This is a genomic window from Rathayibacter sp. AY1E3 (genome assembly GCF_002932235.1).
In the GTDB taxonomy this organism is placed as follows: domain Bacteria; phylum Actinomycetota; class Actinomycetes; order Actinomycetales; family Microbacteriaceae; genus Rathayibacter.
The window spans coordinates 108,762-121,378 of sequence record NZ_PSVN01000002.1 but is presented as its reverse complement, the minus strand read 5'-3'; the positions used below and the strand labels follow the sequence as shown (position 1 = coordinate 121,378).

Sequence of the window (12,617 nt, the reverse complement as noted above, 5' to 3'; positions counted from 1 at the left end):
GGAGGAGGAGGGGCGGGGTCAGGCCGTCGCGCAGCTCCCGTCGACCTCGCCGATGACGCCGTCCGTCACCGACACGACCGCGCAGTTCGGGTAGCCCCGCTGCGGCCGGTGCGCGGGGTCGAGCGCACGGAGGATGCTCCCGAGCACCGCTCCGTGCGTCACGACCAGCACGTCCCCGTGCTCCGCCGCCGGCGCGAACCGCGCGATCGCGGCCTCCACGCGGGCGCGCACGGTGGCACCGCTGTCGGCCCGGCCGGAGGGGTCGTGGCGGTGGATCGCGTCGAGCACCGAGTCGAGACCGGCGTCGGTCATCCGCGGCCAGTCGGCGGAGGAGGGCACGTAGGAGTAGCCGTGATCGGCGAACACCGGCTCCCAGAGCGAGGCGTTCGGCTGCCCCTCGAAGGCGCCGAAGTGCCACTCGCGGAGCTCGACCATCGGCTCGGCCTCGAGCGACGGGTGCCCGGCGAGCGCCGCCGCCGCCGTGGTGCGGGTGCGGGTGAGGTCGCTCGTGAACGCCGCGACGAGCGGCACGCCGCGCATCCGCTCGCCGAGGGCCGCCGCCTGGCGCTCGCCGCGCTCGGTCAGCGGCGAGTCGCACCAGCCCTGCAGCTGGCCGGCGACGTTGAAGAGGGTCTCGGCGTGGCGGACGAGGTGGATCGTGCCGGTCACGGGCGCGCGCTCGCGGGCGTCGTCGGGCGGGCGGAGGTGGTGCGGTGCATGCGGTTCTCCGGGGTCAGCGCGCTACTCCGGAGCGGCGCGCGCGATGTGGAGGGCCAGGAAGGCGACCTCCTCGTTGGGCAGGGCGGCCTGGTACTCGGCCGCCACGAAGGAGCGCACGCGCTCGGCGGAGGCGATCGCGCGCGGGTAGCGGGCGCTGAGGCTGGTGAAGAGGAAGTCGTCCTCGCTCTCGAGCAGGCCGCCCGAGAAGAAGCGCTCGGCGAAGTACTGCAGGTGCGCCACGAAGCGGGCGGAGCGGAGGTCGTCGCGGTCGAGCGCGGCTCCGCTGGAGTGCTGGATGATCGCGGTCACCGAGCGGATGAGCTGCACGATCCGGAGCGAGTCGATCCCGACCTTGCCGAGCTCCGCGTTGGCGAGGTGGAAGGCGACGTTCGCGGCCTCGTCGGCGTGCAGCTCCACGTCCAGGCGCTCGCGCATCCGCTCGACCGCCCGCTCCCCCACCGCGTACTGCACGGGGTAGACCGTCCGCATCTCCCAGGCCAGCCGGTTGGTGACCGAGAGCCCGCGCCGCTGCCGCTCCACCGCGAAGTGCAGGTGGTCGGTGAGCGCGAGGTACACGTGCGGGTCGAGCTTCAGCCCCTGCTCCTCCGCGTCGGCGACGACCGCGCGGGTGAGCTCGACGAACTCCGGCGGGATCTGGGCCAGGAGCTCGACGAGGTTGCGCTGATCCGAGTCGTCCAGCGCCACGAACACCTGGTCAACGCTCGAGGGCTCGATCGCCTCGCCGGCCTTCGCTCCGAAGCCGATCCCCCTGCCCAGGAGCACGCGCTCGACGCCGCGCTCGTCGACGACGAGGACGACGCTCGAGTTGAGCACCTTCTTGATGGTCTGCATGCGTGTCTCCGTCGACTGCCGCGTCAGGGCTGGGGTGGGGGTGGCGGGGCCTCTGCCCGGAGAGCCGGACGGCGTCTCCGGGCAGAGGAGGATCATCCCAGATCCGCGCCGTTGGAGGCGATGACCTTCTGGTACCAGAAGAACGAGTCCTTCCGGTAGCGCTCGGTGCTGCCGTGGCCGAGGTCGTCCATGTCGACGAAGACGAACCCGTAGCGCTTCGAGATCTGCGAGCTGGAGGCGCTGATCAGGTCGATCGGTGCCCAGCTCACGTAGCCGAGCAGCTCCACGCCCTCGTCCACCGCCTGGATCATCTGCTCGAAGTGCGCGCGGAAGTAGTCGATCCGGTACGGGTCGTGGACCCGGCCGTCCTCGGTCAGCTCGTCGCGCATCCCGAGCCCGTTCTCGACGATGAACAGCGGCTTGCCGTAGCGGTCGTAGAGGTCGATCAGCGAGATCCGCAGCCCGACGGGGTCGATCTGCCAGCCCCACTCGCTCGACTCGAGGAACGGGTTCTTGACGCCGAGGACCGTGTTGCCGGGGGTGCGCTCGGCGTCGGGGCGCACGGACTCCGTCATCGACATGTAGTAGCTGAACGAGATGAAGTCGACCGGGTGCTCGCGCAGCAGCTCGACGTCGCCCGCCTCGAACGGGATCTCGACCCCGCGGCTCTCGAGCGCCCGCAGCGCCAGGCGCGGGTAGGCGCCGCCCGCCTGGACGTCGGTGCAGAGGTAGAGCATCCGCTCCTTCGCCTGCGTCGCCGCGACGTCGTCGGGGTGGCAGGTGTTGGGGTAGGTGGTCAGCATCGTGAGCATGCAGCCCATCCGCGACTCGGGCCACAGCTCCTTCAGCGTCCTCGTGACCGAGGCGGAGGCGACGAACTGGTGGTGCAGAGCCGTGTAGCAGGCCTGCTCCACGCTGCCCTCGATGATCCCGCCCGAGGTGAACGGGTGGCGGATGATGCCGTCGATCTCGTTGAACGTCAGCCACATGTCGACGAGGTGGCCGAATCGCTCGAAGCAGGTGCGGGCGAAGCGCTCGAACAGCTCGATCGTGCGGCGGTCGACCCAGCCGTTGTGCTTCAACGCGAGCGCGAGCGGCGGGTCGTAGTGCGAGAGCGTGACCAGCGGCTCGATCCCGAGGCGCCGCATCTCGGTGAAGAGGGCGAGGTAGTAGGCGACGCCCTCCTCGAGCGGCTCCGCCTCCTCCCCCGTCGGGTAGAGGCGGGTCCAGGCGATCGAGACGCGAAGGGTGGTGAAGCCCATCTCGGCGAACAGCGCGAGGTCGCCGGGGTAGCGGTGGTAGAAGTCGATGCCGCGGCGCTTGGGGTAGTACTCGGTGTCGTCGTCGGACATCGCCGCCGTGATGCTCTCCACCGTGTTGCGGTGGTGGATCGCGTACTCCTTCGGGTCCGCCTTCGGCTTGTAGGAGGCGACGTCGCTGACCGCCGGGCCGCGCCCGCCCTCGCGCCACGCGCCCTCGACCTGGTTGGCGGCGAGGGCGCCGCCCCATCGGAATCCGTCAGGAAGCGCCATCGGCGAGCTCCTTCTCTCTCTGCGTCACGGTCATGATCCGGTCGCCGGCGATGATCCGCTCGGCGGCCTCGACGAGCACGGTGTACTCGGCGGAGTTGGTCACGAGCACCGGGGTCGTGGTGTCGTAGCCGGCCGCGGTGATCGCGGCCAGGTCGGCGGTGAGGAGCAGCTGCCCGGCCTCGACCCGGTCGCCGACCGCGACGTGCGCCTCGAACGGCGCGCCGTCCAGCTGCACCGTGTCGATGCCGACGTGGATGAGCACCTCGACGCCGTCCGCGCGGCGCAGCCCCACGGCGTGGCGGGAGGAGAGCAGCGCGATGACCTCGCCCGCGAACGGCGCCCGGACGGCTCCGTCGGTGGGGCGGATCGCCAGCCCCTCGCCGAGCACGCCGGCCGAGAACACGGGGTCCGGCACCTCCGAGAGGGGGATGACGGAGCCGGTGAGCGGCGCCTGCAGCGCGAGCGGGCTCCCGGCGGCGGCCGCCACGTCGCCGAGCGCCTGGACGCTGGCGGAGGCGTCGTCGCGCCAGATGACGAAGGAGACGACGAACGAGACGGCGACCGAGATCAGCAGGCCGATCACGGCGTTGAGCAGGTTCCAGGGGTTCAGCCCGTCGATGAACATCGAGATGCTCGCGACGCCGGGGCTGACCAGCGCGAACGCGGCGACCTGGGTGGCGCCGATGTAGGCGCCTCCGACCACGCTGCCCGTGATGACGGAGACCAGGGCGCGCTTGTTCTGCAGCGTGACGCCGTAGAGCGCCGGCTCGGTGATCCCGAAGAGGGCCGAGAGGCCGCCCGAGAAGGCGGTGGCGCGGAGGGTCGCGCTCTTGGTGCGCAGGGCGATCGCGAGGCTGGAGCCGGCCTCCGCCGCGTTGTGGGCGAGCGAGGAGGCGAGGTAGAAGGTGTCCTTGCCCGCGCTGGCCATCGTCGCGATGGTCGGCGGGATGAACGCCTTGTGCATGCCGACCGAGATGATCAGCGGAAGCACGCCGGCCAGCAGCGCGACGGCCACCCAGCCGAGCGCCCCGTAGAGGCCGATCATCGCGCCGGTGAGCATCGAGCCGAGCCAGTAGCCGAGAGGGCCGAGCAGGAAGATCGTGGCCGGAGCGACGATCACCAGGCACATCAGCGGCACGTAGAACGTGCGGATCGGGCCCCACGAGTGCTTCGTGAAGAAGCGCTCGACGACCGAGAGCAGCAGCACGGCCAGGATCGCCGGGAACACCTGCGCGTTGTAGGCGATGACCGGCACCGGGATGCCGAAGAGCGCGACGCCGCCCTCCTGGTTGAGCAGCGTCGTGAACGCCGGGAAGACCAGGACGCCGACGAGCCCGAGCGCGAGCGGCCGGTTCACGTCGAGCTTCTTCGCGCTCGTGTAGGCGACGAGCAGCGGCAGGAAGCCGAACACCGCGTCCGGGATGGCGGACAGCAGCTTGAAGTCGTCGGAGGCCGGGTCGAGCCAGCCCAGCGCCGAGGCGAGGACGAGGAACGACTTGAAGATGCCGGCGCCCGCGATGGCCGGGATGATCGGCGTGAACACGCTGACCACGAAGTCCATGATCGTCGCGCCGAGGCGCTTGAGGGAGCGCGGCTGCTTCGCCTGCGCCGTCGACGTGGTGGTGCCGCCGCGCAGCTTCTCGACCGCCGCGTACATCTCGCTGACGCCGCTGCCGACGATGACCTGCGTCTGCGGGCCGGTGACGACGCCGATCACGCCGGGCACCGCCTTCAACGCCTCGACGTCGGCCTTCGCGTCGTCCGCCAGCGCGAACCGCAGACGGGTCGAGCAGTGCTGCAGCTTCGCCACGTTGGCGGCGCCGCCGACGTGCTCGAGGATCGCCTTCGCGCTCTCCTGGGTACTCATCGGTACTCCTCCGGGTGTGTGGGGACGCGCGCTTCCCTGCGCTGTGCTGCCCGGCCGTCCGTCGCCGTCCCCGCCCCCCTCCGGCACCGTCATCGGTGCTCCGGCGGAGCGTCAGGAGGCGTCCGGGCACAAAAAAAGGACCCGACGACGCTCAATACGCGTTTCGTCGGATCCTGCCTGCACGACCAGTCACATGTCCGAGAGCGAACGTAACACGGGGGCGAGTGGGGCGTCAAAGTGCGCTGCAACACGGTCTCGCCGGGCGTCGCCACCGATCGAGTACTCGGTCGAAGAGGAGAAGGTACTGGAGTATTCGATGACATCCTGATCACGTCGAGCTCAGCACTATCAGGAAGAAGTCTCCGCCATGGCACGGATCAGGTCTCTGCACCCCGGCACGCAACGCGTCACTGTCCACCAGACCGAGGTCGACTGCACCTATCAGGCAATCACGGCGGAGGACGGCACTCCGTACATCCACCTCTCGACATTCGGATCGGACAACCGCGCTTCCGGGCCCAAGAGCAGCCAGACCTTCCAGCTCGACGAGCGGACCGCCCGGGAGCTGATCGAGGTCCTGATCTCGACGTTCAAGTTGAACTAGGGCCGCTCCTTCCAGCAGTCGGCGTTGCGCTGCGATTCCAGCATGCGGCGATATCGGCTGCGATGGCGTCCGGGTCCTCGTGCTCCCAGTACCGGAGCACCTGCCAGCCCTCCCCGCGGAACCGGGCGTCGGTGTCCCGGTCGCGCTCGACATTCGTGGCGAGCTTGGGCGACCAGTACTGCGAATTCTGCTTCGGATGCGTTGCGTGGAGGGGACAGCTATGCCAGAAGCAACCGTCGATGAAGACTGCGATGCGGCGGCGGGTGAAAACGATGTCCGCCCGCCTGCGGAGGCCGCGCACAGGCCCGTAGTCGACCCGATAGCGCAGCCCCAGAGCATGCAGCCGGCGGCGGACAGCCAGCTCAGGCGCGGTGTCCTTTCGCTTATTGCCGCGCATCATGCGGCGAGCGCTATCGGAGGACGCCCAGGACTCCGGCGCCTTCCCCCTGCTCACCCGCGCACTACCTGCCTGCTGGCGTCCTGATCACGTTCGCCACCGAGCGCGGGAGATTGGTCTGCATCGTCTCGTAGTCGATTCCGAGGAAGGACTTGAAGAGGGACGAGAAGACGACCTCGGCTCCCTCCACGGGGACCGCCATGCCGATCTGACGACGGACGCTATCGCGGCCTCCGACGAATTCGTACTCGTCCGGGAACGTCTGCAGCCTGGCCCGCTCGCGGTTGGTCAGCGCGCGCGGCTCATCCCAGTGGTAGACGTGCGTCCCCCCTCCACCGGAGCCCGTCACGGTGTACGAGGGCTTGTCTCGCTCCAGCCGCTTGTAGATCTGGCTGATCGTCGCTCCGGTGACGTTCAGGCGCAGGTGCTCCGGCAGCTCTGCGGTGAAAGCACTCTGCCCGGGCTTGATGTGCGTGAGCCGCTCGATGACCCAAGGCTTCTGCTTCGCCAGCTCGTTCTGCGTGACGAGCGGCCCGATCGGAGGGTTCTCGAGCCGATTGCCAGCCGAGTTGTCGATGTGCGCGTACGGCTCCGTGGCGGGGATCTGGAACTGCACGTCGAGGTCCTTCCGGATGCCGACAATGAGGATGCGGTGACGGCGCTGCGGGAGCCCGTACTGCTCGAACTTGTAGAGGTGGGGGGTGAGGACGTACCCGCCCTGGTCCCCCGCCCGCTCCAGCTCGCGGAGGATCTGACGGAAGGAGTGGCCGTCGTTGGCCCCCTTCAGATCGCCGACGTTCTCAGCGACGAACCAGGACGGGGAGTGCTCGTTCAGCACGTTCACGCCGTACTTGTACAGCGGCCCGAAGCGCCCCATCATCCCCTTGCGCTCGCCCACCCGGCTGAAGTCGTTGCAGGGGAAGCCGAAGGCGAAGCCGTCGATCGGAGCGAGCGAAGCGGTCTCGAGGACACGGACGTCGGCATGGATCACGGACTCAGCCGTCGCGCCGGGGATGTTCGACCGGTAGGTCGCGCACGTGTCGGCGTCGTAGTCGTTCGCCCACGCGTGCTGGAGCTCAATTCCGAGCTCCTGCGCCGCACGGTGCGCGCCCAGCGCCATGCCGCCCGGCCCGCAGAAGAGCTCACCCATCCTGAATTCCACGTGCTGCCTCTCGTTCCGCCCCGCGTCAGTGTGCATCCGGCCACCGACATCAGCCGATTCGCCCGATCCCACTCCTGAGCACGCCCGATCGGACGCGCGCTCGACGATCTCGTCCAGCGCCCGAGGGGCAGAAGCAGCTTACCTCGTGGACGGCCGAGGAGGCCGACGCAGCAACGCTTCTCCACGGCAGTCGGTCCTCCGGTGAGAGGAAGTGCTCACGGACAGCACTGCCCATGCACAAGGGAGGTCCTCGTGCCACGTAGGCTGTGCTGAGGTTCATCAAGGGGGCGGCTTGGAGCACGAGATCCTGGTTCCCGGCGTGGAGCTTCTCGAGTCGATGCGGTCTGTCGGCTACTCGTTTCAAGCGGCCATCGCCGATCTCGTCGACAACAGCATCAGCGCTGATGCGCGGAGAGTCGAAATCACTGGAGATCCGATCAATTCCTCATTCCTTACCGTTCTCGACGACGGCATAGGAATGAGCCCAGAAGAGGCGCGCACCGCGCTGCAGCTCGCGGGAAGCGCGCGGACGACGACACGCGCCGGCTCCGACCTCGGACGCTTCGGTCTAGGCCTGAAGACCGCATCGCTCTCCCAGGCGAGGCGACTGACGGTTCTCACCCGAAAGAACGGCGAGACGACCGCCCTCCAATGGGACATCGATCACGTGCTCACCACAGGGCAATGGTCACTCAGCATTCTCGGCGAGAACGAGTACGAGGCACTGCCCCGCGCTGATTCCCTGCTTTCTCGGAGCGCCGGCACACTGGTGGTCTGGCAAGAGCTCGACTACATGCTGGGCGCAGCGGCGCGCCCCGACGTCGTGATGGCTGAGCGTCTCCAGGATCTCAGGGGTCACCTCTCGCTCACGTTCCATCGCTTCCTGGATGACGGCACGCGGAATCCGCTCGTCATCACCGTGAATGGCATAGATGTGCCCGCCCTGGACCCTTTCCTCTCGAGAAACCCTCGGACGCAGGAGTCCTATCGGGAGCCTCTGACCATCGAGGGGCAGCGGATTGAGTTCCAGGCGTACACCCTCCCCCACGCCTCCGCACTCTCGAAGAAGGAGCGCGAGCGCTGGGATCTCGGCGCAGGCATGCGAGAGCGCCAGGGCTTCTACATCTATCGCAACCGCCGGCTGATCTCCTACGGTCACTGGTTCGGGCTGTCCCGGCGCGAGGAGCTGTCGAAGCAATCGCGCGTGATGGTCGACATCCCCAACACCGTCGATCACCTCTGGCAGCTGGACATCAAGAAGTCCCGAGCCGAACCTCCTCAGGCCTTCCGGACCCACTTCCGCCGGGTGATGGACCAGGTCATCGGGAAGAGCAAGCGGGTTCACACCTTCCGAGGTCGACGCGCAACAGGGGACACTGTCGCCAGGATGTGGGAGAAAGTGACCGAGCGCGACGGCTACCGGTACCAGATCAACGCCGACCATCCACTTGTCAGCGCGCTACAGGAGACGCTGACAGACGAGCAGCGACGACAGCTCGGCCGACTGCTCGCTGACCTCGGACAGACCTTTCCTACCGCGGACCTCTACATCGAGGCGGCGAAGGGCCAGACCAGCTCTGCACCGTCAGTCACCCCGACGGAGGTGCTGGAGCAGCTCTCCGCACTTCGACGCTCGGGCGGCTTCGGCAGCTTCTCCCCGGCGCAGGTCGCGTCGGTACTCCGGGCCACCGAGCCATTCGATCGCGTCGAGGACCTCGACGGACTCATCAAGCAGGTATGGAGCGCAAGCGCATGACGAGCACGGCAATCGAAACACAGAAGAAGATCCTGCTCGACGCTCTCAACATGACGCTGTTGAACGACCGGTCGATTCCGCTGGACGATCTCGAGACGAAGGCGCGCCTGCTCGCCCCGATTCTCGCACCCCAGCTCGGCGCGATAGATGTCGACGATGTGGTTGCTCGGGTGACTGAGGTGGGAAAGGTCGTGATCGATCTCATTCCGATCGTCGTCGACCCGGCGACGTTCAAGGAATGGCTCGCCGAACGAAGCGCCACGACGGACACCAAGCGGTGGAATGCCTACCGACAGCTCCTCGTCAATCGCGAGTGGAGCCCGAATGTCATCCAAAAGCTCGACGAATTGACGGATACTGTCCTCGAAAGCATGGGCGATCCGAAGATCCACGGCGAGTGGGCTCGACGCGGGCTCGTGATTGGAGAGGTGCAGTCAGGCAAGACCGCCAGCTACCTCGGCATTTTGAACAAGGCGATCGACTACGGATACAAGATCATCGTCGTGATCGGCGGGCACACGGAGGAACTCCGACGTCAGACCCAGCAGCGACTCGACAAGGACATGACCGGTGTCGACTCCGTCTACATCGCGGACAACATCGACTCCCGCTACGCGAACATGCGCATCGGCGTCGGGAAGATCGACTCCACGATCCAGAGCAACATCCTCACCACGACGCGCTCCGATTTCAGCGCCGCCAGCAAGAACGCCGGTGTCGTCGCCCTCGAGGGGGATACTCCGACGATCTTCGTCGTCAAGAAGAACGCGAGAGTCCTCGCGAACCTAGCCAACTACCTCGTCGGCCAGGCTCAGAACGGGAAGCTGAACGCTCCGTTGGTCGTGCTGGACGATGAGGCCGACTGGGCCTCCGTGAACACGAAGACGGAGGACGACGCGGCAGCGGTGAACAAGGTGATCCGCCGCCTTCTCGCCACTTCCAGTCGAAGCTCGTACCTGGCCATCACGGCGACTCCATTCGCGAATGTGCTCATCGACGACTCGGTCGACGAGGACCTCTTCCCCCGCGACTTCATCCAGGCTCTCGAGAGTCCCTCGAACTACACCGGAGTGGAGTCCTATTTCGGTCGGGAGACCGCCCCGGGAGTGCCGAGGCGCATCCGGACCGACGTGCAGGACTGCCTCGAAGTCCTTCCCTTCAGTCACAAGCGGACGGCACAGCTGGAGGAGTTGCCGACCAGCATGGTCAGGGCAGTGAGCACCTTCCTCGTGGGTACTGCGATTCGGCGGGTACGAGACGGCGAGACTCGTCCTGCGTCGATGATGATCAACGTCTCCCGATTCAACGATGTGCAGGAGAACGTGACCACGCAGGTCAAGCACTTCCTCGACGAGGTCACGCGAGCAGTGCTCGCGGAGTATGCGTTGCCGGAGGACGAGCTGGCAGATGGCAGGTCCTCAGCCTCAGTACTCGAAGACGTCTTCGAGGAGGAGTTTCCGGGAACAGCGTCGTGGACTGACCTGCGACCGCACCTCCTCGACATTGCAGCCGAGATCACCGTCGTCCTGGTGAACAGCGGGACGATGGGCCCTCGCAACAAGCGCTTGAGTGAGATGTCACGGGAGGACCGTGAGGCCGAATCACGACTGCCAACGATCTTCGTCGGAGGCGATGTCCTCGCGCGGGGCCTCACGCTCGACGGACTACAGGTGAGCTACTTCGTCAGGAAGGCAGCAGCCGCGGATACCTTGCTGCAGATGGGGCGGTGGTTCGGCTACCGACCGGGCTACGAGGACCTCGTTCGAGTGTGGATCGACTCTGCCGTCGTGGATCTCTTCAAGTACGTCGCAGATGTCTCGGACGATTTGCGCGGGTCCCTCCGCCTGATGAACTCCCTGAAGATGACGCCGCAGCAGTTCGGATTGAAGATGCGCAGGCACCCCGAGGCATTCCTGATCACAGCCGCGAACAAGCAGAAGAATGCTTTGCAAATCGAAGGCGAGGTGGATATTAATGGAGCTTTCTTCGAATCGTATGTACTGTCTTCAGAGACTGGGGACCTTGACCGGAACTTGAAAGCAGGAGTTGCTCTGGTGGAGACCTTGAAGACCCTGGAGGGCCCGGCCGCGAATCGCGGGTCACTCCTGTGGGAAAGCGTGCCCGCAGAAGTTGTCGCGCGCTTCTTCGCGCAATTTAGAGGTCATGACACCGAGACATTCTTCGGTCGCACAACCAAGAGCGACAAGGCACAACTGGCCGCGCATCTCGCTGATGCGGTGAACGCGGAGAGCTGGGACGTCGGATTCGTCACGGGCTCCGGGGATCAGTCGAGCGCGCTCGGACTTCCAGGTGATCCGAAGACCAGCCTCCGGACCGGAGTGGAGGCGAGCTCGGGGAAGTCACTGCGTTTTGGAAATCGACGCGTTGCAGCAGGATCCGACATCAAGAATGCGATGAATCAGGACGTCATCCGCGAGCTCGAGGCCGGTCTCAGTGCTGGCGAGCGACTCTCGGAGCCCACCATCATCCGCCATGCGTTGGAGCGTCCCCTGCTTCTCGTATACAGCGTGATCACTCAGACATTCACCGACGCGAGAGCCGAAGAAGTGCATGGCGCCGTGGTGAAAGACGACAAGCGGCCGAAGATACGAGCGGATGAACCGCTGGTCGCCGTCGTGGTGGCATTCCCTGTCTCCTCCGACGATGAAGAGCGGGCGGGAAGCAAGAAGGGCCGGGTGTCCCGATTCGTAGCGAACACGGTGTACGCGCGCATGAATCTCAATATGCGGTCGGCAGACGAGGAATCAGATGAGGGAGCCGCGTGAAGCTTGAAGAGGCCTTCGCCACCGTCCTTCGCGGGGAGGACGGCCAGGTCGTCCGGCTTCGTCATCTGTGGCTTCGCGTCTTCGTCCAGAACAGTCAGCGGCATCCGGCTCTCGTGCTTGAGCTTCCGTCGACGCTCGATTACTTCATCGACGGGGGGCGTGGCTTCTCAGTCCAGGTCTCGCAGACCCCTCAGACAGGACTCACATATCTGCGGATCACCTCCCTCGAGCCGGAACTCGATCCGGCCTTCCTCGTGCTCTGCCGGTACCTCCTCGAAGAGAGCCAGCGGGTCGACGGCGCGGAGGCGAGCGTGGAGGCGTTCGCACGCAGTCTCGAGGCGTTCCGGGACTTCCTCGCGAAGCCGCGCGGTCGACTTGGGGAGGACGCACTGCGAGGGCTGATGGCCGAGCTGACGATCCTCGAGATGATCCTCACCGCGGTGAAGACGCCGTCCACTGCCCTCCGGGACTGGAGCGGCCCCTTCGGCAACAGCAAGGACTTCATCTTCCCCTCGGGGCACTGCGTCGAGGTGAAGTCAGCCCACCGGCCGTCCATGGAGGTGACGATCTCGAGCCTGCAGCAGCTGGAACCTGCCAACGCGACGCTGCAGCTGGCAGTCCTGCCCATGGAGAGATCCGACGCATCGGACCAGGAGGCTCGCAACCTGCTCCAGCTCTTCGATGCCCTGGCGGCCGAGGCCGATCACGACCCGGGCTCCAGGAAGCTCTGGAGCGATGCCGTCCACGCTCTCGGCTTCGACCGGGAGGACAGCTACTACGCCGACTGGTGGTTCCGGATCGGGGACATCCTGGCTTTCGATGTCGTGGACGAGTTCCCGCGCGTGCGCGCCGTCTCGGTTCCGGCCGCGGTGACGAGCGTCACCTACCGTTTGAACATCGCGTCGCTCGCCGACTACGCCAGCAGTCTTCGACTGCACTGA

10 protein-coding genes are annotated in these 12,617 nt (G+C 66.6%); 4 read left to right on the top strand and 6 right to left on the bottom strand.

All coding sequences use genetic code 11. The features are described from left to right. Positions 1-18 precede the first annotated feature (18 nt). The 4 genes from C5C53_RS02020 to C5C53_RS02005 form a co-directional block, all read right to left on the bottom strand. Entirely contained in the window at positions 19-669 is a 651-nt protein-coding gene (locus C5C53_RS02020) for a histidine phosphatase family protein (RefSeq protein WP_104266689.1), read from the bottom strand. 72 nt (positions 670-741) lie between these two features. Beyond that, positions 742-1,572, bottom strand: a complete 831-nt coding sequence (locus C5C53_RS02015) for a PRD domain-containing protein (protein WP_104266688.1) — start codon at positions 1,570-1,572, stop codon at positions 742-744. Positions 1,573-1,664: 92 nt separating this feature from the next. Further along, entirely contained in the window at positions 1,665-3,104 is a 1,440-nt protein-coding gene (locus tag C5C53_RS02010; protein WP_104266687.1) for a glycoside hydrolase family 1 protein, read from the bottom strand. After that, positions 3,091-4,971, bottom strand: coding sequence for a beta-glucoside-specific PTS transporter subunit IIABC (locus tag C5C53_RS02005; RefSeq protein ID WP_104266686.1), 1,881 nt, complete (start codon positions 4,969-4,971; stop codon positions 3,091-3,093). Before C5C53_RS02005 ends, C5C53_RS02010 begins: the two co-directional genes overlap by 14 nt. 367 nt (positions 4,972-5,338) lie before the next feature. Here C5C53_RS02005 and C5C53_RS02000 point away from each other — a divergent pair, with 367 nt between their 5' ends. After that, positions 5,339-5,575, top strand: a complete 237-nt coding sequence (locus C5C53_RS02000; RefSeq protein ID WP_104266685.1) for a hypothetical protein — start codon at positions 5,339-5,341, stop codon at positions 5,573-5,575. Here C5C53_RS02000 and C5C53_RS01995 read toward each other — a convergent pair. Continuing rightward, positions 5,562-6,029, bottom strand: a complete 468-nt coding sequence (locus C5C53_RS01995; RefSeq protein ID WP_258075350.1) for a very short patch repair endonuclease — start codon at positions 6,027-6,029, stop codon at positions 5,562-5,564. The two genes, C5C53_RS02000 and C5C53_RS01995, sit on opposite strands and share 14 nt — an antisense overlap. 7 nt (positions 6,030-6,036) lie before the next feature. Continuing rightward, a complete protein-coding gene (locus C5C53_RS01990) occupies positions 6,037-7,122 on the bottom strand; it encodes a DNA cytosine methyltransferase (RefSeq protein WP_258072202.1) in 1,086 nt (361 codons plus the stop codon). Between the two features lie 304 nt (positions 7,123-7,426). Here C5C53_RS01990 and C5C53_RS01985 point away from each other — a divergent pair, with 304 nt between their 5' ends. The 3 genes from C5C53_RS01985 to C5C53_RS01975 are packed head-to-tail and all read left to right on the top strand — an operon-like array spanning position 7,427 to position 12,617. Beyond that, positions 7,427-8,890 carry an ATP-binding protein gene (locus C5C53_RS01985; RefSeq protein ID WP_104266683.1) on the top strand — a complete coding sequence of 488 codons (1,464 nt, stop codon included), beginning with the start codon at positions 7,427-7,429 and terminating at the stop codon, positions 8,888-8,890. After that, entirely contained in the window at positions 8,887-11,676 is a 2,790-nt protein-coding gene (locus tag C5C53_RS01980; protein WP_181127697.1) for a Z1 domain-containing protein, read from the top strand. The genes C5C53_RS01985 and C5C53_RS01980 overlap by 4 nt, the downstream gene beginning before the upstream one ends. Next, positions 11,673-12,617 (top strand): PD-(D/E)XK motif protein, encoded by a 945-nt coding sequence (locus tag C5C53_RS01975; RefSeq protein WP_104266681.1) that lies wholly within the window; start codon positions 11,673-11,675, stop codon positions 12,615-12,617. The genes C5C53_RS01980 and C5C53_RS01975 overlap by 4 nt, the downstream gene beginning before the upstream one ends.